Annotated in this window: 21 protein-coding genes; 8 read left to right on the top strand and 13 right to left on the bottom strand. The window is 59.3% G+C overall.

Annotated elements, in window-relative coordinates; genetic code table 11:
• Window positions 1-85 precede the first annotated feature (85 nt).
• Genes proS through ACHQGU_RS09945 form a run of 3 tightly spaced genes read left to right on the top strand, consistent with a single transcriptional unit; the run spans window position 86 to window position 3,328 of the window.
• Entirely contained in the window at window positions 86-1,402 is a 1,317-nt protein-coding gene (gene proS / locus ACHQGU_RS09955) for a proline--tRNA ligase (protein ID WP_395494929.1), read from the top strand.
• A 2-nt stretch (window positions 1,403-1,404) separates the two neighbouring features.
• Window positions 1,405-2,652 carry a lipoprotein-releasing ABC transporter permease subunit gene (locus tag ACHQGU_RS09950; RefSeq protein WP_043550760.1) on the top strand — a complete coding sequence of 416 codons (1,248 nt, stop codon included), beginning with the start codon at window positions 1,405-1,407 and terminating at the stop codon, window positions 2,650-2,652.
• Window positions 2,645-3,328, top strand: a complete 684-nt coding sequence (locus ACHQGU_RS09945; RefSeq protein WP_062141863.1) for an ABC transporter ATP-binding protein — start codon at window positions 2,645-2,647, stop codon at window positions 3,326-3,328. Before ACHQGU_RS09950 ends, ACHQGU_RS09945 begins: the two co-directional genes overlap by 8 nt.
• Before the next feature lie 14 nt (window positions 3,329-3,342).
• Here ACHQGU_RS09945 and ACHQGU_RS09940 read toward each other — a convergent pair whose 3' ends face one another.
• On the bottom strand, window positions 3,343-3,828 hold the full coding sequence (locus tag ACHQGU_RS09940) for a glutathione peroxidase (RefSeq protein WP_215753848.1): 486 nt from the start codon (window positions 3,826-3,828) through the stop codon (window positions 3,343-3,345).
• Between the two features lie 278 nt (window positions 3,829-4,106).
• On the opposite strand from ACHQGU_RS09940, the gene ACHQGU_RS09935 reads away from it, so the two are divergent.
• A complete protein-coding gene (locus tag ACHQGU_RS09935; RefSeq protein ID WP_062141861.1) occupies window positions 4,107-4,904 on the top strand; it encodes an IclR family transcriptional regulator in 798 nt (265 codons plus the stop codon).
• A 21-nt stretch (window positions 4,905-4,925) separates the two neighbouring features.
• On the top strand, window positions 4,926-5,762 hold the full coding sequence (locus ACHQGU_RS09930) for a DUF3108 domain-containing protein (RefSeq protein WP_395494928.1): 837 nt from the start codon (window positions 4,926-4,928) through the stop codon (window positions 5,760-5,762).
• A gap of 98 nt (window positions 5,763-5,860) precedes the next feature.
• Here ACHQGU_RS09930 and glmS read toward each other — a convergent pair whose 3' ends face one another.
• A complete protein-coding gene (gene glmS, locus ACHQGU_RS09925) occupies window positions 5,861-7,684 on the bottom strand; it encodes a glutamine--fructose-6-phosphate transaminase (isomerizing) (protein WP_395494927.1) in 1,824 nt (607 codons plus the stop codon).
• Window positions 7,684-9,030, bottom strand: coding sequence for a bifunctional UDP-N-acetylglucosamine diphosphorylase/glucosamine-1-phosphate N-acetyltransferase GlmU (glmU, locus tag ACHQGU_RS09920; protein ID WP_395494926.1), 1,347 nt, complete (start codon window positions 9,028-9,030; stop codon window positions 7,684-7,686). The genes glmS and glmU overlap by 1 nt, the downstream gene beginning before the upstream one ends.
• Before the next feature lie 110 nt (window positions 9,031-9,140).
• Between glmU and ACHQGU_RS09915 the strand changes: the two genes are divergently transcribed.
• Window positions 9,141-9,812 carry an HAD family hydrolase gene (locus tag ACHQGU_RS09915; protein WP_062141859.1) on the top strand — a complete coding sequence of 224 codons (672 nt, stop codon included), beginning with the start codon at window positions 9,141-9,143 and terminating at the stop codon, window positions 9,810-9,812.
• 29 nt (window positions 9,813-9,841) lie between these two features.
• Here the strand turns inward: ACHQGU_RS09915 and ACHQGU_RS09910 are convergent, their stop codons facing one another.
• The 6 genes from ACHQGU_RS09910 to ACHQGU_RS09885 form a co-directional block, all read right to left on the bottom strand.
• The gene (locus ACHQGU_RS09910) at window positions 9,842-10,927 is read right to left on the bottom strand and encodes a glycosyltransferase (protein WP_395494925.1); all 1,086 of its coding nucleotides are present in this window, start codon (window positions 10,925-10,927) and stop codon (window positions 9,842-9,844) included.
• Window positions 10,928-10,933: 6 nt separating this feature from the next.
• Window positions 10,934-11,722, bottom strand: a complete 789-nt coding sequence (locus tag ACHQGU_RS09905) for a nucleotidyltransferase family protein (protein WP_395494924.1) — start codon at window positions 11,720-11,722, stop codon at window positions 10,934-10,936.
• Complete coding sequence (locus tag ACHQGU_RS09900) at window positions 11,719-12,522, bottom strand: sterol desaturase family protein (RefSeq protein ID WP_062141856.1); 804 nt, start codon at window positions 12,520-12,522, stop codon at window positions 11,719-11,721. Before ACHQGU_RS09900 ends, ACHQGU_RS09905 begins: the two co-directional genes overlap by 4 nt.
• Window positions 12,519-13,541, bottom strand: coding sequence for an LptF/LptG family permease (locus tag ACHQGU_RS09895; RefSeq protein WP_082779613.1), 1,023 nt, complete (start codon window positions 13,539-13,541; stop codon window positions 12,519-12,521). The genes ACHQGU_RS09900 and ACHQGU_RS09895 overlap by 4 nt, the downstream gene beginning before the upstream one ends.
• A 68-nt stretch (window positions 13,542-13,609) precedes the next feature.
• Window positions 13,610-14,827 (bottom strand): LptF/LptG family permease, encoded by a 1,218-nt coding sequence (locus tag ACHQGU_RS09890; RefSeq protein WP_062141854.1) that lies wholly within the window; start codon window positions 14,825-14,827, stop codon window positions 13,610-13,612.
• Window positions 14,824-15,723, bottom strand: coding sequence for a metallophosphoesterase family protein (locus tag ACHQGU_RS09885; protein WP_395494923.1), 900 nt, complete (start codon window positions 15,721-15,723; stop codon window positions 14,824-14,826). The genes ACHQGU_RS09890 and ACHQGU_RS09885 overlap by 4 nt, the downstream gene beginning before the upstream one ends.
• 129 nt (window positions 15,724-15,852) lie before the next feature.
• On the opposite strand from ACHQGU_RS09885, the gene ACHQGU_RS09880 reads away from it, so the two are divergent.
• Entirely contained in the window at window positions 15,853-16,830 is a 978-nt protein-coding gene (locus ACHQGU_RS09880; protein WP_395494922.1) for a diacylglycerol/lipid kinase family protein, read from the top strand.
• A gap of 1 nt (window position 16,831) precedes the next feature.
• The gene (locus ACHQGU_RS09875; RefSeq protein ID WP_395494921.1) at window positions 16,832-17,818 is read left to right on the top strand and encodes a hypothetical protein; all 987 of its coding nucleotides are present in this window, start codon (window positions 16,832-16,834) and stop codon (window positions 17,816-17,818) included.
• Here the strand turns inward: ACHQGU_RS09875 and spt are convergent.
• Genes spt through ACHQGU_RS09855 form a run of 4 tightly spaced genes read right to left on the bottom strand, consistent with a single transcriptional unit; the run spans window position 17,815 to window position 22,210 of the window.
• Window positions 17,815-19,023 (bottom strand): serine palmitoyltransferase, encoded by a 1,209-nt coding sequence (gene spt / locus ACHQGU_RS09870; protein WP_062141852.1) that lies wholly within the window; start codon window positions 19,021-19,023, stop codon window positions 17,815-17,817. The genes ACHQGU_RS09875 and spt overlap by 4 nt on opposite strands.
• 6 nt (window positions 19,024-19,029) lie before the next feature.
• Window positions 19,030-19,281, bottom strand: a complete 252-nt coding sequence (locus ACHQGU_RS09865) for an acyl carrier protein (protein WP_025826965.1) — start codon at window positions 19,279-19,281, stop codon at window positions 19,030-19,032.
• Window positions 19,282-19,304: 23 nt separating this feature from the next.
• The gene (locus tag ACHQGU_RS09860; protein WP_395494920.1) at window positions 19,305-21,080 is read right to left on the bottom strand and encodes a fatty acyl-AMP ligase; all 1,776 of its coding nucleotides are present in this window, start codon (window positions 21,078-21,080) and stop codon (window positions 19,305-19,307) included.
• On the bottom strand, window positions 21,080-22,210 hold the full coding sequence (locus ACHQGU_RS09855; RefSeq protein ID WP_395494919.1) for a sensor domain-containing protein: 1,131 nt from the start codon (window positions 22,208-22,210) through the stop codon (window positions 21,080-21,082). Before ACHQGU_RS09855 ends, ACHQGU_RS09860 begins: the two co-directional genes overlap by 1 nt.
• Window positions 22,211-22,718 lie beyond the last annotated feature (508 nt).

The raw sequence follows: 22,718 nt of genomic DNA, 5'->3' as shown, positions 1-22,718 counted from the left end.
CGCACTGTTTTAGAGCAGATTACAGAGTAAAATTTCAGAGTGAGGCCGCCTGTGGTCTCACCTGCCAGACAAGGCTGAGTGCATCATGCGTCTTTCGCGTAGTTTTCTTCCCACGCTTAAGGAAAACCCGGCAGAGGCGCAGATCGTCTCGCATCGGCTCATGCTGCGGGCTGGTCTGATCCGGCAGACAGCATCCGGCATTTATGCCTGGCTGCCGGCAGGCCTGAAGGTTCTGCGCAATATTAGCCAGATCGTGCGGGAAGAGCAGGACCGGATTGGCGCGCAGGAAGTGCTGATGCCCACCCTTCAGTCCGCTGATTTGTGGAAGCGTTCCGGCCGGTATGACGCGTATGGCCCGGAAATGCTGCGCATTCAGGACCGCCATAAACGCGAACTGCTTTACGGGCCGACCAATGAGGAAATGATCACCGATCTGTTCGGGCAGGCTGTGAAGTCCTACAAGGACCTTCCGCAGATGCTGTATCATATCCAGTGGAAATTCCGTGATGAAGTACGTCCGCGTTTTGGCGTGATGCGTGGCCGCGAATTCCTGATGAAAGATGCCTACAGCTTTGATCTGGATTACGATTCTGCTGTCGCCACCTATCGCCGGATGCTGCTGGCTTACCTGCGCACGTTCCAGCGTCTGGGTGTGCGGGCGGTGCCGATGCGTGCCGATACCGGCCCGATTGGTGGTGAACTGAGCCACGAATTCCTGATCCTCGCCCCCACAGGGGAAAGTGGCGTGTTCTATGATGCCGCTCTGGAAGAGCAGGACTGGCTGGACGAGCCGGTTAATGTGGAAGACCCCAAAGCGCTGGAAGTTTTCTACAAGCGCGTGACCACACCCTATGCCGCAACCGATGAAATGCACGACACCGCCGCATGGGATGCCGTGCCGGAAGGCCGTCGTCGGGAAGGGCGTGGCGTGGAAGTGGGCCATATTTTCCACTTTGGCACCAAGTACACCCAGTCCATGGATGTGACCGTCAGCGGGCCGGAAGGCACGCCGGTCTACCCGGAAATGGGATCTTACGGCATTGGTGTCTCCCGTCTGGCGGGGGCCATTATTGAAGCCAGCCATGATGATGCCGGCATTATCTGGCCGGATGCGGTCGCACCGTTCCGTGCAGTAATCATCAACCTGAAGGTGGGTGATGAAACCTGTGACGCCATGTGTGAGCAGATCTACAACACCAATATCGAAGCCTTCCTCTATGACGACCGCACGGACCGTGCCGGTGCAAAATTCGCGGATGCGGATCTGATGGGCCATCCCTGGCAGATCGTCGTCGGCCCGCGTAGCGCCAAGGAAGGCCGCGTGGAGCTCAAGCGCCGCGCAACGGGCGAGCGCAAGGAAGTCAGTGTGGAAGATGCCCTCGCTCTGGTGCTGGCAGACTGATGATGTTTGGTCCCTTCGAGCGGGCCGTGGCAGGCCGCTACCTTCGGGCACGGCGCGGGGAACGCTTTGTTTCCGTCATTGCCATTTTCTCGCTTGTGGGGATTGCCCTCGGGGTCGCCACGCTCATCATCGTCATGGCGGTGATGAACGGCTTTCAGGCGGACCTGATGGGCCGTATTCTCGGCCTGAATGGGGATCTGAGCATTTACGGCGCGGGCCGCACCATTTCTCAGTATGAGGATGTTGCGGCTCGGGTGCGGAAAGTGCCGGGGGTTATCAGCGCAACCCCACTCATTGAAGGACAGGTGCTGCTTAGTGCGGGGTCTTACAATTCCGGCGGGGTGGTGCATGGCATGACCCGGCAGGGCTTGCTGGACCTGAAAGGCGTCAGTTCCTCGCTGGTGGCGGGCACTCTGGATGATTTCGGCAGTGACGATTCCATCGCCATTGGCGTGACGCTGGCGGACCGTGCCGGGCTGTCCATTGGCTCACGCATCACGCTGGTTTCGCCCGATGGCGCGGCCACGGCGTTTGGCACCGTACCTCGCGTGCGGGCCTATCATGTGGTGGCCATTTTTGATGCGGGCGTGAACGACTACAATTCCAGCTATGTCTTCCTGCCGATGCACGCCGCGCAGGTCTATTTCCAGATGCCTGACAAGGTGACCCAGATTCAGGTCATGGCGAAGGATGAGCAGAACATTCGCCCGGTGACGATGCGGATTGTGAATGCCATCGGAGAACCGGGGCTGCGGGTGCTGGACTGGACCAATGCCAACAATGCTCTGTTTGGCGCGGTGCAGGTGGAACAGAACGTCATGTTCCTGATCCTGACGCTGATAATTCTGGTCGCAGCCTTTAACGTCATTTCTTCCCTGATCATGATGGTGAAGGACAAGACGGGTGATATTGCCGTGCTGCGCACCATTGGGGCCAGCCGAGGGGCCATTATGCGCATCTTCCTGATGTGCGGGGCTTCTGTTGGTGTCACCGGCACCGTGGCCGGAACGCTGCTGGGCGTGGTGTTCTGTGAGAATATCGAGCGGATTCGTCAGGCGCTGCAGAAGCTGACCGGCACGAATCTGTTTAACCCGGAGGTTTATTACCTCGAACACCTTCCGGCCAAGCTGGTCTGGGGGCAGGTGGGCGAAGTGATCGCCATGGCTCTGACCCTCTCTCTGCTTGCCACGCTGTATCCCTCATGGCGTGCGGCAAAAACTGATCCTGTGGAGGCATTGCGCCATGAGTAATGTCGCCCTCAGCCTGCGTGGTGTGAAGAAGACCTACAAAAGCGGGGAAGATGGCACGCTGCCTGTTTTGCAGGGTGTGGACTTCACTCTGCATGCAGGTGAGATTGTCGCGCTTGTGGCTCCCTCGGGCACCGGGAAATCCACGCTGCTGCATCTGGCTGGCCTGCTGGATACGCCGGATGAGGGCGAGATCGAGATCTGCGGTCAGCGAACGCATGGTCTGCCGGAAGTGGGGCGTACGGCGCTGCGGCGTGACCAGATTGGCTTCGTCTATCAGTTCCATCACCTGCTGGCGGAGTTCACAGCGCGTGAGAACGTCATGCTGCCGCAGATGATTGCTGGCGTGCGCAAGGCCGAGGCGCGTCAGAAAGCGGAAAAGCTGCTGGACATGTTTGGTCTGGCGCACCGCGTGAGCCACCTGCCGGGCAAGCTGTCCGGCGGTGAGCAGCAGCGCGTGGCGATTGCCCGCGCGCTGGCAAATAACCCCGCTTTGCTGCTGGCGGATGAACCGACTGGCAATCTGGATGTGCGCACAGCAGATGCCGTGTTCTCGGAACTGATGGCGGCTGTGCGCGGGCAGGGGCTGGCGGCTCTGGTCGCCACCCATAATGAAGAGCTCCTGACCCGCATGGACCGGGTGGTCACGCTGCGGGATGGGCTGATCGTTCCCCGTTAAACGCTAAACCCCGCTCAGGGATTCAGGATCACGCGTTCCACCGCTTTCGTCACACGGGCGGAGGTGGGGGACGTAATGCTGGAAAACCAGTCGACAGGTTTACCCTTTCGGTTGGTCAGATATTTGTAGAAGTTCCAGCGGGGGCGGGCCAGAAAACCGCATTCCTTGTCCAGCCAGCGGAACAGCGGAATGGTGTGGGGGCCTTTTACCGGGGAGCGAGCCGCCATAGGAAAGCTCACGCCGTAGTTCCGGTGGCAGAAAGAGGCAATGTCGGAGGCCGTTCCCGGTTCCTGAGCCCCAAAATCGTTGCTGGGAATCCCGATAACAACCAGCCCCATGCTGCGGAACTGGTACCACAGGGCCTGAAGCCCTTCATATTGCGGGGTGAAGCCGCATTTGGAGGCCGTGTTCACAATCAGAACGGGCCGGCCACGGTAATCAGCCAGATTGATCTCACCACCTTCAAGGGCGGGGAGGGTAAAATCATAGAGTGTGGTCACGGTCAGGCACTCATCTTTACGACATTGACGGGACTTGCGTCTGTCCTGTTTAGCGTAAGAGAACCAAAGGAGCGAGTGTGGAGGGGGAGATGTGTCAGATCAGAAAAGTCCGGGGGGAAGCCTGCTGCCCTGTTCCGGGTTCTTGTCAGGCTTCCACCAGAATAGTCTGCGGTAGGATCGAGTTCTGATTTTTATTGTTCATTATATTGAACTCGATCCCGTATTTGGAATAATGAGGGTAAGGCCCCTCTTTGTCAACAAGGAAAATAAGAAACGGCATGTCCAAATCTCATGATTCTGTGCCCGCCCTGCGCCGGGCTGTGCGCATTCTGGATCTGGTGAAAAGCACAGAGCGCCCGCCGCTTGCGGCTGATATCGCCCGCCAGCTTGAACTGCCCCGCAGCACAGTCCACGGGCTGGTGGCGGTTATGGTGGAACTGGGGCTGCTGGAAAAAACCGTCACACAAGGCTATCGGCTGGGCGCGCGCCTGCTGGACTGGGCCGGAGGGGTGACGGAACGGCGGGATCTGGTGACGGAATTTTACCAGACTCTGGAAAGTTTTTCGGACCTCGCGGCCTTTACGGTCACACTCACGGTGCTGGAAGATACGGAAGTGGTCTACATGGCCTGCCGGAACAGTGCCACGGTGCTGGGCGCGTCCTTCCGAGTTGGCATGCGCCTGCCTGCCATATTTACGGCCACAGGCAATGCCATGCTGGCCGAGATGGACGATAACGCCTTCCGGGAATGGCTGACCCTGCATCCGGCTTCAACATGGCCGGAACCGCTGACGCCCAACGGTATCCGCTCAGTCACGACTCTGGTGCGGGAAATCGCGGAAATCAGAGAACGCGGTTACGCGGTGGATGATGAACAGATCCATGATGGCCTTTGGTGCTTCGGCGCCGGGGTGAAGGATCATTCCGGGCGCATGGTGGCGGGGGTAGGACTGAGCCTGCCGCAAACTGAGCTTGGCCGTTATGATGTCAGCCAGCTTGGGCGCATGGCTGGGGCTCTGGCGCAGGCGCTTTCCCGCCGGTTGGGGTATCGTCCTGTGCAGGCCGAGTCTGTCTGAGGCCGTTTGAAAAGGAATGCTATGCCGCGTTTACGTTTGCTGTCCGGTGGGGCCGCTCTTTTGAGGTCTTTTGTGCCGGGCCTGTGTGCCGGACTTTTGCTGGTGGGCGCGTGTGGCTCTGCTGCGCGCGCTGATGCCGCGTTGCCCCAGACTGTCGTGAACTATCGTGTCTATGCGCATGGCTTCAACGTCATGGATATTCAGGCATCCTATCGGCTGAGCGAGACGCAATATGGGGTTGCCGCCCATATCAGGACAGGCGGGTTTTTCGGCCTGTTCATGAAAACGAATTTGCAGACCACTGCGCAGGGGCAGTTTGCGGGCCAGACCGCAGAGCCTGCCGCGTATGATAGCGTGGGCTGGTCTCGTGGCCGGAACCGCCATGTCTCTCTGGTCTATCGGGATCAGATGCCTGTGGTCACCCAGCTTGACCCGGCCGAGACGGATCGGGAAGTTGTGCCCGACGCAGACAAAAAGGGGGCCATCGATACCCTCGCTGCGTTGATGAATTTGCTGCATCAGGTCCGCACCACCCAGACCTGTAGCGGGCAGGCCAAAGTTTTTGATGGCATGCGTTTGAGCACACTCTCCATGCACCCGGTGGGCTTACAACGCCTTCCTTCCGGCGGCCCGCTGGAATGGGGTGAAGATGCGCTGCGGTGTGATTTTGTGGCGCAGCAGACCGAAGGCTTCAAGTTCAACAGCGAGAAGAGCAAGTTGCGGAACCCGCAGCCGGGCCGGGCGTGGTTTGAAAAAATAGGAGAAGCCGGTTTTGTAGCGGTGCGGGTTGAGATCGATCACCCCAAACTTGGCCGCATTACCATTCTTCTGGATGGGACGCCGAAGCAGGCGACCTGAAAAAACAAAAACGTGTGGCGCGCAGGTCTGAGAGTTTTCTCAGGACACAGTGCGCCGCACGTTTTGTCAGCCTCGTCTAAAACTGTGTGAATGTCGGCTTATTCGACCGTTACTGACTTTGCGAGGTTGCGCGGCTGGTCCACATCCGTGCCTTTCAGCACAGCAACCTCATAGGCCAGCATCTGCACCGGAATGGTTTGCAGGATGGGGGTCACAAAATCATGCACATGCGGCAGCACAACCATGTCTTCCGCTATGGCGGAGACGCGCTCAGCTCCTTTGGTATCCGTAAAGACCAGCAGGCGACCGCCACGAGCCTTTGCTTCCTGCAGGTTAGAGAGCGTCTTATCAAACAGCGGGGTGTAGGGCGCGCTGGCAACAATCGGCACCGTCCGGTCGATCAGGGAAATCGGTCCGTGCTTCATCTCGCCCGCGGCATAGGCTTCCGCGTGGATGTAAGTGATTTCCTTGAGCTTCAGCGCGCCTTCCATGGCGACGGGGAACATGCTGCCCCGGCCCAGATAGAGCACATCCCGCGCTTCCGCCACGACCTGCGCCATACGGCGGACCGCTTCACCCTGCGCGAAGACTTCCGCCGCACGGCTGGGCAGATCAAGCAGGGCGGAGACCAGTTCTTCCTCACCCAGAGCGTCCAGCGTGCCACGGGCGCGGGCGGTAGCAATGGTCAGGCAGGCCAGAACCGTCAGCTGCGCGGTAAAGGCTTTGGTGGAGGCCACGGAAATTTCCGGACCGGCCACGGTGCCCAGCACAACATCACTCTCACGCGCCATGGTGCTGTGCTCCACATTGAGCACGGAGAGGATATGAACGGCTTTTTCCCGCAGGCTGCGCAGAGCCGCCAGCGTATCGGCTGTCTCACCGGACTGAGAAATGAGCAGACCAAGAGAGCCGGCTGTGAGGGGCGGGTTGCGATACCGCATCTCACTGGCGACATCGATATCCACCGGCAGGCGGGCAATATCTTCCAGCCAGTATCGACCAATCATACCGGCATAAAAGGCTGAGCCACAGGCGGTAATGACGGCGCGTGGCACGGAAGCCAGATCAAACGGCATCTCCGGCAGCATCACGCGGCGGCTGGCCGGGTCCACCATGCGCTGCAGCGTCTGGCCGATAACCAGCGGATGCTCGTGCAGCTCTTTTTCCATGTAATGGCGGTAGCCATCTTTGCCGATGGAGCCCGCGGCGAGAGCTGTTGTCTGCTCCTTGCGCGTAACAGGCGTGCCATCAAACCGCATGAAGTCCGCCCCTGCGGGGGTAATCACCACGCAGTCGCCATCTTCCATGTAGGTAATACGGCGGGTCAGCGGGGCGAGGGCGAGGGAGTCAGACCCCAGGAACATTTCCCCGTCACCATAGCCCACAGCCAGGGGCGCGCTGTGGCAGGCGCCGATCATCAGGCCTTCATGACCAGCAAAGATCATGGCGACGGCATAAGCGCCTTCAAGGCGGTTCAGGGTTTTAAGAGCGGCCTCTTTTGGGGCAAGACCCTGCGTCAGATAGTAATCCACCATCAGGGCAATGGTTTCGCTGTCCGTTTCCGTCTGGAAAACCTGTCCGACGGCTTCCAGCTCCCGGCGCAGCGTCTCAAAGTTTTCAATAATGCCGTTATGGACAATCGCCACGCGTTCCGTGCCATGCGGGTGTGCATTGCAGGCGGTAGGCGCACCATGCGTGGCCCAGCGTGTGTGGCCAATGCCTGTGGTGCCACCCAGTGGGCTTTCTTCCAGCAGGCGGCCGAGATTATCCAGCTTGCCCGCAGCCCGGCGGCGTTCAACCCGCCCATCGACCAGCGTTGCAATACCTGCGGAGTCATAACCGCGATATTCCAGCCGGCGCAGACCTTCAAAGACAATCGGGGTGGCGTGTCGCAGGCCGACAACGCCGCATATGCCACACATCAGCCGTTTTCCTTTCGGGCTTTGAGGGTTTCCTTAAAACGTTTGCCCAGTTCGGGCTTGTTTTCCTGCCGGGGGCGGCCAAAGGCCATGGCATCTTCCGGCACGTCTTTGGTAATCACACTGCCTGCGGCAATCAGCGCATTGGTGCCAATGCTGACCGGGGCCACCAGAATGGAATTGGAGCCGACAAAAACCCGGTCCCCAATAGTCGTTTTGTGTTTGAAGAACCCGTCATAATTGCAGGTAATCGTGCCTGCCCCAACATTCGAGCCGGTGCCAACGGACGCATCCCCCAGATAGGTCAGATGGTTGGCTTTTGCGCCATCACCCAGGGTGGTGTTTTTCACTTCCACAAAATTGCCCACGCGTGCCGCCGTGCCGATGGTGGTGCCGGGGCGCAGGCGTGCATACGGGCCGATAATGGCATCTGCCTGCACGGTGCAGCCTTCCAGATGGCTGAAAGCCCGGATTTCAGCGCCGCTTTCAACCGTCACACCGGGGCCAAACACCACATGCGGCTCTACCAGTACATCCGGGGCCAGTGTGGTGTCGGCGCAGAAGAACACCGTCTCTGGAGCAACCAGCGTTACGCCATTTTCCATGGCTTTCTGCCGGAGGCGATCTTGCAGGGCGGCTTCGGCTTCCGCCAGCTCCATACGGGAATTGATGCCGCGCAGTTCGTCTTCTGCGGCTTCCACAGCATGGACGCGCACACCATCGGCCACGGCACAATCGACCACATCTGTCAGGTAGAATTCACCCTTGGCGTTATCATTCTTCACGCTGTGCAGCCAGCGGCGGAAGGTGGTGGCATCCGCGCACAGCACGCCGGCATTGCACAGGTCAACAGCCCGCTCTTCCGGCGAGGCATCGGCCCATTCCACAATCCGTTCCACAAGCCCGTCCTGCGCAATCACGCGGCCATAGCGGCCCGGCTCAGCAGGGCGCATGGCCAGAAGAGCCAGTCCCACATCCGGCGCATGCCGGGCTTCCAGCAGGCGGCTGAGCGTATCTGCGGAAATCAGGGGATTATCGGCATAGAGAACGGCAACGTCGCCCTCTCCAAAATAGGCTTCCGCCTGCAACGCGGCGTGCGCTGTGCCCAGCCGCTCATGCTGGATGACGACGGGGTAGGGCGCAGCCAGCTCGGCCACATCGCCCATTTCCGGGCCGATAACGACAACCAGCCGGTCAAACACTTCTGCCGCGCTGGCGATCAGATGGGCCAGCATGGGCCTGCCTGCCAGACGCTGCATGGCCTTGGGGCGGGAGGATTTCATACGGGTGCCAAGCCCGGCAGCAAGCAGGACGGCAGTGGCGGGACGGGATGCGGGAGAAGACGTCATGATCCACTTGCGGTAAGCCAAGCTCAAGGAAGTGTCAAACGTCTGGCCGGGGAAAGACGTTATATGTGTATCATAAAACTTTTCCAAAATTTACAGAAGGATAACAGCGTATGACGCAGTCAGGACTGGCCGTGTTTGATATGGACGGCACCTTGCTGGACTCCCTGCCGGACATTGCCGATTGCGTGCGGGAAATTCTGGCCTCGCATGGTCTGCCGCCCGTCTCGGATCCCGTTGTGCGCGGGATGATTGGCAATGGCGTTCAGGCGCTGGTGGAGAGCCTGATTCGCACGGCGGATCCACACGGGCAGATCGGGATCAATCCGGATCAGACCGTTCAGCAGTTTCTGGGTCTTTATATGCCTCGTGCAACGCGGCTCTCCTGCCTGTTTCCCGGCACGGAGGACGCGTTAGAGACGTTACGGGCGCAGGGCTGGCAGCTGGCGGTTTGTACCAACAAGCCCGAAGCCGCGGCACGGCATATTCTCGATCATTTTGGACTGACCTCTCTCTTTGCCAGCATAGGGGGCGGGGACAGCTTTCCTGTCCGAAAGCCCAACCCCGCGCACTTGCTGGGCACGATTGAGCAGGCCGGAGGGCATCCGGCCTCCACTGTGATGATTGGGGATATGATGCCGGATCTGCTGGCGGCAAAAGGCGCCAGCGCACGATCCCTGTTTGCGGCGTGGGGGTATGGAAATCCGGCTTTTGCCAAAGAGGCAAACGGCAGTGCTGCGCGTATGGCGGATGTTCCGGAAAAAGCTGCGGCCTTGCTGGGGTAACGGGTCGCGCTCTGGCTGCGTCCGACTTATCAGGTCGTCAGCGCTGCAAGTTTATGCAGGGCTACCTCACCCGCATGGGTAAAGGCCTCTTCACTAAAATGGGTCAGGACATAATGACGTCCTGCCTGACCCATACCGGCCAGTTGTTCCGGCTGGGCGAGGGCTGTTGCGAGGGCTGTGGCCAGTGCGTCGGGGTCTTTGGGCAGCACGGTCCAGCCGGTTTCCCCATTACGGATGGAATGGGTGAGCTCTCCAACGGCGGAGGCAATCACCGGCAGGCCAGCCTGCATGGCCTCATGTGCCGCCATGCAGAATCCTTCCCAATGTGATGGCTGAAGGTAGAGATGCTGATCGGCCAGAAACTGGCCAGTATTCTCACAAAAGCCGGGTAGGGAGACATGCTCCTGCAGCCCGTTTTCCCGAATGAGCGCTTCCAGTGCCGGGCGCTCTTCTCCTTCTCCTGCGAGTGTTAGGTGAAAAGGAGGAATGCGCTGGGCCTGCTGAAGCCGGGCAAGGGCGAGGCAAAGCGTATCAAACCCTTTAACGGGATGCAGCCGCCCCAGAGAGCCAAGGCGCACTGGCTCTCCATGCTGCCATGGCCGGGATTGTGGGGCATTGGCCCGCGCATGGAAAATCGGCCAGCAGAGCAGGCGGTCCGCCGGGATATGGAGTTGCTGCCGGGTGATGTCCGTGACGTATTGCGAATCTCCCACCCACAGACAGGAGGCATTCCGCCGCAGGCATAGCAAAGTGCCGTTCGGGGGGCGCAGCCGGGCGGAGTGCTGCCAGCTGGCAACGGGAATGCCCCGCCTCTGGCCGACAATCTGCCCGAGCAGAGTCGCGCGGGTCAGGGACGTCCACAGATGAGTGGGTTGCCACAGCTCCATCTGGCGTTTCAGCCAGAGCAAGGCGGCAAGATGGTCTTTCCGGCCACCGTCCCGAACCCGCACATCCAACCCTGCGTCCTGCATGGGTTTGATGGCCCGGCCATCACGCCGCGTCAGTGCAAAGACAGCAACCTCATGCCCGGCGTTGCGAAACACGCTGGTAATGGCAGGCACAGGAAAGGCCGCGCCGCCGCCTTCTGTGGAATTGATAATGTAGGCAATGCGCATGACAGGTCAGGTGTTCGCTGCGACGTCGGCAGCAATCAGCTTTTCTGTCAGTTCCAGATCAGCCGGTTTGTCGACATCAACGGCGGCTCGCCCATCTGAGAGCGGCACCAGTTCCGCCATCGTGCCGCTCAACGTGCCAATGCGCCTGCACAGGGCGGCGCGTGTCAGTTTTTTGCATACTGCGCGCAGAAGAATGCCGGGGCCAAGCAGCCAGGCAATCCGCAGCGGATGCTTCCGGTTTTTTTCAACACGCTGCCAAAGTGCTGCCACCTGTAGGGAGGCCGGGGTGCGGAACAGGAACAGGTTGCAGCCGGAAAATGCCATATCAGCCAGCCGGATAAAGGTGCGTCGCGTGCCGGGCACATCGCGCAGCACGACGGCTTCCGGTGCAACAGCAGCGGCAACATCCGTTTGCGGGCTGCATTTAGCCAGAAATTCACTAATCCATTCCGGACGCAGCAAGGCATTGTCCGCAGTCGTGACGAGGAGGGGGGTGCCCATCTGCGTCAACCCGGCCAGCACACTGGCACTGGGGCCATTCGGGCTGGAAGGAACAATCTCAATATCAGAGGGCAGCAAACCCTCCAGCACGGCCGGATTGTCGATACAAACGGCAATCCGCCCAATGCCCGGTGTGGCTTGCAAGGCGTGGATGACACGCAGCACCATAGGGGTGCCGGCTACAGGCAAAATGGCTTTGTGAGAAACGCCACAAGCCTGCGCCATGGGGTCCGGCGCGCCGGGGCGTGTGCCCGCCAGAATAAGGGCGGACAGCGCCCCATGAGTCGTGTTCATGCAGCGTGTCTGGTGTTGTCGCGCATCAGTTTGGCTTCCGGGCGGGCACCGTCGGGCCGGTCACGCGGGGGAGACCCGGTCAGATCCATCACCCACGGGAAGCGCTTCGCTTCCTTCACGTCGTAGCCCAGATTGAACACCGTTGGGCTACGCGGGCGGGCCTTGGCGTCCAGATAGTAGCTGCCAAAGACGCGGTCGACCACAAAACTGGTGATGCCGAAATTGCCGTCTTCATCATGGAAGTGATGCAGCACGTGGCGCGCCTTCATCCGCTGGATCCATGCGGCACGGGGCTTGTAGTTCAGATGCTGGATGCAGTGAAAGAATTCATAGATGCAGGTAATGGCTACACCGGTACCGAAGGCGGTGGCGGCAGCGCCCCATCCACCAATCAGATAACCGATGGGAAGGGTGATCACACCAATGGTCGGCAGCGTGGTGACCGGTGCGCCAAACAGCACGTCCAGCAGATGCGGGTCCTGATGGTGGTCAAAATGGATGCGCTTCCACAGGGCGGCCGTCCATTTCATCTTATAAAGCGTGCGCCCATGCAGGACGTAGCGATGCAGCAGATACCACACCACCGGGTAGACCAGAATAACCGCGACAATGGAAATCAGTGTCGGGCCCCATCCGGCAAAAAACCATGTAGCCAGGGCAGCACTGGCAATAACCAGTGCGAAATACAGCAGGATGGTCGGGTAAGTCAGATAGGCGACCCACAGCTGGCGGAGGTTCATCTTGCCAAGATCAAAACTCCGGCCTGTGCGGATTGTCGCATTATTCAGAGTACCGCTCATTTTGCCTCGTTCCTCAGGAGCGCCGTGGCCGCTCCCAGGGTGAAAATGATCAACCCGGGGATGGTCGCAACGGGTGGGGGCAGAAGTCCGGCATTGCCCATGGCCCGTAACAGCCCTTGCGCGATAATAAAGAGCAGACCGGCCCCCAGACACCAGACCGGGACCCAACTGCGTGTGCCTGTTCGGGGTGGAATATAGATTACCGGCATGGCAAGCAACAACAATACCATCATGGCCGCCGGGCGTAGAAAGCGTTCCAGCAGGCCCGCCTGCAGGAAGCCGGGGCTGGAATCGGAGGGCAGCCGCCCCCGCAACATGCCGATAATGGTGCCGGAAGACAGGGGCGGATTTTCAGCTGAAAGGCGGATAAAGTCCCACGGATGCAGGGTTGTCTGCCAGGCGGCGTCGGCCTCGACCGGCAGTCTGGCCGTTTTATTCCCATCGACTTCAATGCCTGTGATGGCATGCAGCTGCCAGCCATGCGCGTGGGTATAATCCGCACGTTCCGCATGCATGGCTTTATGCAAAAGGCCATTTGGTGTGCGTGTGTACAGATCAAGGCCGGAAAGCATGTTGCCGCCATCCGCCACATAGTGCACGCGGCCTATCCGCCCACCTTCATGAAACCAGAAGGCATGGCCATTTTCGGGGTGAGGGTCTGTGCGGTTCCACCATGCGGCCAGAGCCTGTTCGGAGCGGGGGGTAACCTGGTCGTCCAGCACCACGCCCATCACGCCAATAATCAGGGTGGCGGGAATGAGCCGCTTGTAGAGGCCCCACATGGAAAGCCCGGAGGCTTGCAGAATGGCCATCTCGCTGGCGAGGGTCATCTGCGTGAGCATGATCAGCGCACCAATCAGCACTCCAAGCGGGAGGGCTCCCGCCATCAGAAACGGAAGCCGCATCCCCGCATAGGTCAGAATACCGGAAACACCTAGATGCCGCTGCAGAATGGGGGTGGTCTGTTCCAGCAGAGCCAGAATTTCCATCAGCCCCACCAGAATGGCGCAACTGAACATGACACGGCTGAACAGAACGCCAGACAGGTAGCGTAGGAGAACGTGGGTCGGAGCGGGAGACTGCGTTTTCAAGGCAGGGCCTTCTGGCTGTTTTTCGCCCCAGCGCGTCGTTTGCTCGTCCACCGGGCTTTGAGAGTCTGAAATGTGCCGGACTTATACAGAAGCAGCAGAGAACTCATCGCGACAAAGAAAAGGGCTGGCCCCCAGATAATCAGCAGAGAGGCTTTTTTTGTGGCAACCATGCTGTGCCCGAACTGGAGCATATGGTCGAACCCCACCATGATGATAAAGGCCAGCACCAGCCCGGCACTGCTCCGCTGCCGCTTGCGCATGATGGCTAGGGCGGCCGCCAGTGCCGGAATAAACGGAATGGTCAGGCTGCGCGCCAGCCGGAAATGCACTTCCGAGCGCATATGCGGGCGGGAGATCGACGGATCCTGATGGATCAGCCGGCTGACAAGCTCCGGAGAGGTCAGCTCGCGCTCATCCTCGCCGCGTTCACGGAAGGGGGTGATATGGTTCGCACGGGTCAGCAGGCGTGTGGCATGGTCAAAGGTCGTAAGGGTCGGCACGCTCTTATGGTTGTCTGTCAGGATTGTGCCGTCTTCCAGATCAATTTCCACGGCGGAACTGTCTGAAGCCAGCCGGATATGGCCGTGCCGGGCGGTAATATCGCGTTCCTGATTGTCAGACGTATCGCGGATAAACACGCCATGCAGATCGGACCCGCCCTGTGTGACGTTATCCGCCACAATGGTCAGCGTGGGTGAGGGGCTGGCAAACATGTTGGATTGCAGCCGGGGCGCCCAGCCGGTGTGGCTGGCCATGTAGAACGTCGCCCGGAAGTCATACCGCGCATGCGGCTGCACAAAACCATACAGCAGGAAGGCGAGAAAGCTCAGTAACGCCCCCATCAGAATATAGGGTCGGGTAATGCGAACCAAAGAAATGCCACTGCTGGTAATGGCGTCAATCTCTTCATTCTGGCTCATGCGCCGGATAATGGAGAACACGCCTACGCAGAGCGCTGCCGGAATGGCCAGCCCCAGATAATGCGGCAGCAGAGTGGTCAGCAGCTCAACAAAAACGCCAAGATGGTTGTTGCCTGCGGCCAGCAGGTTGAACAGCACCAGCAGCCGCTCAAGCAGCAGGGCGGCCATCACGACTGAGAGGGCGACCAGAAAAGGCGGAATGACCTGCGCAATCAGATAGCGATCCAGAGTGCCTGGAGTGAAGAACGCTTGCAGTCGGCGCAACAGGGGCGGGTTCGGCATGGGGGGTGTCATAGCCGGATTGACGGGGAAAGGCGATGGGGCGTGAACACTCGCGTTAAACCATCGCGCATGATGCCATCCGTTCCAAGTTCCCGCCGCCGCACGGTTATTGACCAGTGTCCGGCCTGCGGATGGACAGCAATGGCGTTCCATCCGGCTGCGGTGGCCGGGCTGTCCGCACTATGCGAGGCGGACGTCGTGCCGACAACTGGAATATCCGTGTGCGGAATGCAGGCGAGAGTCGCGCGGTGCGAGTGGCCATGCAGCACCAGCTCGGCCCCGGCCTCGCGCAGAATAGACTGGAATAGCGCCAGATCATCCAGCCCCTTCCGGCGGCTGACCAGTTTTGCAACGGGCGGGTGATGGATCAGCACGACCCGGCACAGTCCCTCTTGCCCGGTTTTGTGAAGGACGGCACGGAGGCGCTCAGCCTGCGCAGCTCCCATTTTGCCCGAGGCCAAAAATGGACGGGTTGGCACGGCGGTGTTCACCCCAATCAGGGCGATATGGTCTTTCACCAGCAGGGACGGGAAAGAGGCATCCGTTTTGAGCCACTCTCCCCACAGGGCCGCTTTGCCGGTGGCATTCTGGCGGATCAGCGCATCATGATTCCCCGGCACCAGCAGGGTAGGCGGCAAAGCCTGCTCTTCCAGCCAGCAGCGGGCGCGGCGAAATTCGGAGCGGAGGCCAAGGTTGGTCAGATCGCCTGTCAACGCCACCAGTTCGGGTTGAAAGTGCCGGATATCGTCCATCACCCGTGCCAGCGGGGCGGCTTTATGCAGATGGCGGCGTTTTAATGTCCAGGACAGCAGGCTGAGGATACGCTTGAAGCGAATTTCATCCAGAGCCGGGAATTCCGCCAGCGGAAGATGGGGGTCGGACAGGTGCGCAATCTGAAAAGAAGGCAAGAAAGAAGGTCTCCGGCGCAGGGGGCCTGACAGGACAGTATGTGACAAGCGGGCGGACTCTAATTATACCACCGCGACAAGCCGGAGCAAAAGCGCTGGCACCGTATCTGCAAAAGCAAGAGTTTCCGAGTGCCCGATCGTTTCGCCTTGATTCACAATTCCCGCAGCCGACGCAATCTCAAGGCGGATAGTCGTTATCTGGACTGCGCGCGCCGCACTCTGGGGCCGCTGTTTTTCTCGCCAGACTCCCAGACCGAACTGCATGACGTCATAGAAGACATGGCACGGCAGGACGTGCGGTGTCTGGTAGTGGACGGAGGGGACGGCACAGTCGGTAACGTGCTGAGTGCGCTGTATGTCTCGTCTTACCCCAAAGACAGACTGCCGATGATCGCCGTTCTGCCATCCGGTAATACAAATCTGATAGCCGCCGACGTCGGGTTTGGCATGCGGGGTGAGGAAGCCTTGCAGCGGCTGCAGGACAGAGCCCGCTCAGACCGTCTGGTGTCAGACGTCAAGCAGCGACAGCCTCTGGTTGTCTCCTGGCCGGGGCAGGACCGGGCGCCCGTTCTGGGCTTTTTTGGCGGTCTGGGTGCGTTTACGCGCGGAATCGAAATTGCCCATTCGCCCGCCATCCTGAAAAATTATGCGCATGACACTGCTGTGCTCATTACGCTGGCGGAAACCTTGCGGCAGATTATCACGCCGCGCCTGCGGCAAAGCTGGCTGGATGGGACGCCGGTCGGACTTGGCCTGAACGGAGGTGAGCTGGAAGCGCACAACCGTTTCCTGTTCCTGTGTACGGGGCTGCATTGTCTGCCGCATGGCATCTGGCCGTTCTGGCGTGAGAACGGGGCGGACGAAGGCATCAGCTATCTGGATGTGGCGGCAAATCCCAAAAAACTGATGCGGGCCATCTGGAGCCTGTTGCGTGGGCGTAGCCCCGCATGGCTACGGGCGGACCCAACCTATTCAAGCGGTTCTGCCCGGCAGGTTCTGCTCAACACGGAGCAGTCATTCGTGCTGGATGGTGAGGTTCTGGAAACGGGACCAACGCAAAGTCTGGAAATTTCCGCAGGACCGATTCTTTCTTTCCTACAGGCATGACATGGTAAAACAGCAGCCAACTGAACTGCATACCGTCACGACACAGGCCAAAGCCGCCCGTTTTCTGGATGACCAGGTTCGGCAGGAACTGACAACACGCGTCAGCCCTGCGGTGCTGGATTTTGTGGAACAGATGGTGGGGATGGCGGAGCCGCTGGGCGTGCTGTTTTATGGGTCTGGCCTGCGGGGAGGCATTCAGGCGGACACGCTGCTCGATTTTTATGTGATCGTGCGCAAGCAATCCGACTGGCCACGCAGCCGACTGGCCTGTCTGGCCAATGCACTTCTGCCTCCCAATGTTGAATATCATGAGCTGACTGTTGAGGGGCAGCCTCTGCGTGCCAAAGTCGCCATCCTGACGCTGGCCCAGTTCCGCAGGCTGACCGGCTTCAGTGCGTTGGATACGACGGTATGGGCGCGTTTTTCTCAGCCTGTGCGGCTTGTCTGGCAGCGGGATGCCGCAGCAGCCCAGACATTGCGCCGCTGCGTGATGCGCGCCACCCTGACGGCAGCTCGCTGGACAGCCTTCCTCGGTCCGGAAAAAGGCAGCCGGAACGATTTCTGGAACGCTCTCTATCGCCAGACCTACCAGACAGAGCTCCGGGTAGAAAAAGCAGGCCGTGGGGCCGGGATCGTCGCCAGCTATCAGGACCGCTACAGGGACCTGCTGCTGCCATGCTGGCAGGTGGCGGGGCTGCCTTATGACGTGGAGGGAGAAGAGGTCAGGCCGCTTATCTCATCCGCACAGAAATTCCGGGAAGAGCAGGCATGGCAGGTCCGGCGCCGCATAGGGCGTCCGTTGAATATCCTGCGCCTGATGAAGGCAGCTTATACATTTACCGGAGGGGCACGCTACGCGGCGTGGAAAATCGAACGGCATAGCGGGATCAAGGTGCCGCTGACACCTTTTGCTGAAAAGCACCCCTTGCTGGCCGCACCGCCGTTACTCTGGCGGCTCTGGCGCAAGGGGGCTTTCAAACGCTCTTAGGCGGCTGCCGGCAGAGCGTTAGCGTCCAGAGCGGCCTGCTTGAAGATCGCAATCGCTTTGTCGATCTGCTCAGCAGTGTGTGTCGCCATCACAGAGCAACGCAGCAGCGGGCGAGAGTCCGGCGTTGCGGGCGGCAAGCTGAGGTTGACGTAAACCCCGAGGTCCAGCAGGCGGTTCCACATCACAATGGCCTGCCCGATTTCTTCCAGAGTGACGGCAATCACGGGGCTGACCTGCTTGCTGGCATTCAGGCCAAGGCCATGGAACCCGGCATGCAGACGGGCAGCATTGTCCATCAGCTGCGTGCGCAGCTCCGGATGTTCCGCCATGTCTTCCAGAGCGGCCATGGTGGCGGCAATGACTTCCGGCGGCAGAGACGCTGTGAACATGTAAGGACGGCAGTTCAGCCGCACCAGTTCCAGTTCCGGATGGTCGGACACACAGTAGCCACCAACCGTGCCAAGGCTCTTGGAGAAGGTGCCGACAATAAAGTCCACATCGGCTTCCACGCCAGCCTGTTCAGCAATGCCGCGGCCATGTTCGCCCATCACACCAAAGGAGTGGGCTTCATCAACCAGCAGATAAGCGCCGGTTTCACGCTTGACGGCGACCATCTCGGCAATCGGCGGAACATTGCCGGTCATGGAATAAATACCTTCCACAACAATCAGCTTTGCACCGGGGGTGCCGTCCAGACGCTTCAGGCGCTTGTAAAGGTCATCCGCATCATTATGGCGGAAACGGATCACCTGTGCAGGGCTCAGGCGGCTGCCATCATAAATGCTGGCATGGCTATCCGCATCCAGAATCAGATAATCGTCTTTTCCCGCCAGTGTGGAAATCATGCCCAGATTGGCCTGATATCCGGTGGAGAACACCATGGCGTCGCGGCGACCAAAATAATCGGCAATACGGCGCTCAAGCTGCCGGTGGAGAGACTGCGTGCCGTTGGCAATGCGGGAGCCGGTTGTGCCCACGCCGCAGGTTGCCGCAGCTTCCTGAGCCGCTTTGATCGCGCGGGGGGACTGGCTCAGGCCCAGATAGTTGTTAGTGCCAAAAAGCAGCGTTTCGCGGCCTTCAATGATACCAACTGTGGAAGAGACGGGCTTTTCGATCACCACAGAGAACGGGTTACGTCCGCCAGCTTCCACCAGGGAGCCGAGAGCTCCTGCAATGCCGTCAAATTTGGAAAAAATAGACGTCATGCGTGTTCAGCCTTTGTTTTTCAGATCAACAACGCAGGCAGCAAGGTCATTGATGGTCCGGATATCAGCCAGTTTGTCGAGCGGAACGGAGACATCCATGCTGTCTTCCACTTCCATGACAAAGTTCATGACTGCCAGAGAATCAAAGGCCAGATCGTCCATAATCTTACAGTTGCCGTCGATATCACGCGGCACTTTCGGATTGGCGAGAAGCTTCTGGATGATCAGCGCAGACACGCTTTCAACGGTTTCGCTCATTTTAAAATCCTTATTTTCCCGCCTCAGCAGGCAGAGGCTGCTTCAGGCTGCGGTTCAAACATGCCGGTCTGGAACATCTTGCGGGCTTTGGCGCGTGTCAGTTTGCCGGAGGACGTCTGCGGCAGAGCGTGTGGCGGCACCAGAACCACAGACACATCTACGCCATGCAGGCGGCGGAACAGGCTGGCGGCCTCGGCACGCAGCGCTTCCCGCGCTTCCGGGGAGGTTACGCGGCACTGGATGAGGGCCACAATTTCCTCATGCTCTCCTTTTTCCATGGAGAACACGGCCACATCGCGGCTGCGCAGGGCAGGGATATGGCTTTCAGCAGACCATTCCAGATCCTGCGGCCAGATATTCCGGCCATTAATGATAATCAGATCCTTGGCGCGACCGGTCACGACAATCTGGCCGTTCAGCATGTAGCCAAGGTCACCCGTGTTCAGCCAGCCGTCTTGATCCAGCACTTGGGCTGTGTCGGCAGGCTTGCGGAAGTAGCCGTTCATCAGGCTCGGGCCACGCACAAAAATGGTGCCGGTCTGACGGTCGCCCAGCACATGCCCTTCCGGGTCCCGCACTTCCAGCTCGTGGCCGGGCAGAACCTTGCCGCAGACCACAAAGGTTCTGGTCGGGGTGGAAGGATCCGTTGCCGCACGGGCAATACCGTCATTTTCCAGTGCAGGGAGATCAATCGTGTCGGTCTCAATCCCGGTATTCAGCGGCACAAAGCTGATGGCAAGCGTGGCTTCTGCCATACCGTAACTGGCGACAAAGGCTTTCGCGTTGAAGCCAACCGCTTCAAACCGCTCGGCAAATTCTTTCAGAATGTGCGGACGGATCATATCGCCGCCAATCCCGGCAACGCGCCAGCAGGACAGATCCAGCTCAGCAGAGGCCGGACGGCGCGCGCAGAGCTCGTAACCAAAAGACGGGCTGTAGGCGATGGTCCCACGGTTGCGGCTAATCAGGTCCAGCCAGACATGCGGACGTCGTGCAAATTCGCGCGTCGGCAGCAGATCAACCGTCAGCTGGCATGTCATGGGGGTCAGAAAGAAGCCGACCAGCCCCATGTCATGATAAAGCGGCAGCCAGGACACACAGCGGTCGCCGGTTTCCCGCACACACAGGCCATCATGCGCAATGGCAGCCACATTGGCCATGCCGGAACGCTGGCTGACACACACACCCATGGGGGAGCGGGTGCTGCCTGAGGAGAACTGAAGATAAGACAGGGCTTCCGGGTGAATGTTCGGCAGCGCCATGTCCGGCACAGGCCGTTCCATCAGTTCAGCGGGGGAGCCTGCAAAGGCCAGTCCCATGCCGCTGACGATATCGTCGGTCCAGCCTTCAATAATCTGGGGGATAATCACCGCACTGGCCCCGGCGCTGGTAATCATACCGCGCAGCGTGGTCAGGTAGGTTTCTTTCCCGGCAAAAGCGACGGGCAGGGGGAGGGGAGCCGCCACCAGACCAGCATACTGGCAGCCGAAGAAAATGCGGGCAAAATCACCATCGCTTTCGGCGACAATCGCAACCCGGTCACCCGGCTGGAGGCCCATTCCCAAAAGGCGCAGGCCGGTTTCAATCGCCTGCTCACGCAGTGTGCGATACGGCAGCGCTTCCAGCAGAACGCCTCGGCCGGAATAGATATTAAAGCCAGCTTCACCCTGCGCAGCGTAATCAAGCGCTTCGGGGAATGTTGCAAAATCTCCATAACGGCGCTGCTGACCAGAACCGGTGGGAACCGGCTGCAGGGCCTCTTCGTTAGAAGGTGAAGATGCAGGATTTATAACGTTCATCAGCTGGCCATTCGAAGAAAATCAACAATAGCGTCGGCCCCTACCGGCGCGGTTGGTTCGTCTCCCGTGAGATCGAACGTGTCGCGTATATAGTCTTTTTGGAGATTTACGAAAGCATCATGTGAAGAAAATGCGCCTTCAATGTCCTCAGAGAAGGTTTCCAGCTGGTTCAGGACGGGCCCAAGAGTCCAGAAGCGGTAGTTCTCATCACCCTGCCAGGTAACGTCGTGCGCATTCAGGAAAACGCAGGGGCGGGGATGGATAAGGAACTCGGCAATCTGGGAACTGGCATCCCCCAGATACAGGTCAGCCGCAGAGGTATAGGTCATATCAATGCTGCGGGTGCTCCCCGTATCCACAATCATATGAGAGTGGCCGCCAAAAGCCCGCTTGAGCTGCGCAGCCTCGGTCCGGCGATTATCGAACAGCCGGTAATGCGGGGCAAAAATGAGGTTGTAACGATCCTGATTGGCAAAATGGCTGAGAATATTCAGTCCCATTTTTGGCCAGGAGGACAGGCGGGCATTGAAATGCGGATTATAAAGAATGGTCGGACGGTTGTTGTTAAACAGGCGGGAGCTCGTGCTTCGCATCCGGCGCACCATGTCAAACTTGGCATAAACGCCAGTATGATAGTGGCCGGGGCGGATGGCCCCCTGAGCAAGAAGCCGCTGTTCGACCTTTTTGCCAGCCATAAGAACATAGTCGAAGTTCTTGACGTCGCGGGCAAAGCCAATGGCCCGATCACCCGCCCCATGACGGGTCCAGATCAGGCGGGGCTGGCGCACACCAAGCTTCCTTAAATAGAGCGATGTGCGTTCAGGCACGACGATGCCCTGAAACGTAGAGAAATATTTCTTGTTGAAGAAAAGGCTCGCAAACCGGGAAAAAACGGTGTGCCCATGCCGTTCAACACGCTCCCGGATCAGGTTCGGGAGGTGCAAAAGTTCGAAGCTCGCTCTCGATTCCGGATAATAGGACGCAAGGGATTGCGCATAATCCAGATGGGCTTGCGTGGCGCAGGCAATATGGACCTCTGTTTCAGGGTGTCTGCTAGCGATTTCCATTGCAATCGGCAGAGAATGCAAGGTTTGGTGCGGCTGTGCGATATAAGGGAAAAGAACGCGCATCAGTGAAATAACACCTCTTGTATTGAGGCATGGTCCGTCATTTCTGCTTGCGTCATCGGGTGCCTCATCAACCTGTTTCTGTGCGGCAGTGTAACCTGCACACATGCACAAATCGTGGCACGCTCCATATAGTCAAGGTCGCCTCAAGCGGGGCAGGGACGAGGCGGCGCGTTTTTCGTGAACAGTCGTGAGCACGGAGAGGGGCGCGGCATAGAACGGTCTCTCTTATATAAAGAGGAAGGGCGGAGCCCTGTTGGCTTCCATGATTCCTAAGCCTTCTTGGGGCCCAAAAGTGGGGTTTCAGCTGATTGGGGAGCCCCCAAGCCGTTAATGTTGCGGCTATCCCGTTGGAAACTGGCGGGAAACTGGGGTTTTGGTGTGTTCTAAAAATTAAGACGCACTTTTTTGAAGTTTTTATGTTGGATGGTGTTGACGGGTTGGGGTCGATCGCTTAGAAACCGCTTCACCGGACGAGATCACGGTTGGCAGCTTCCTCTGGATCTGCTAG

Origin of the sequence: Acetobacter sp. KSO5 (assembly GCF_044094635.1) — a bacterium.
Classification (GTDB): Bacteria; Pseudomonadota; Alphaproteobacteria; order Acetobacterales; family Acetobacteraceae; genus Acetobacter; species Acetobacter cerevisiae.
The sequence above is the reverse complement of the archived record's forward strand: the minus strand, read 5'-3'. Positions and strand labels throughout refer to the sequence as shown.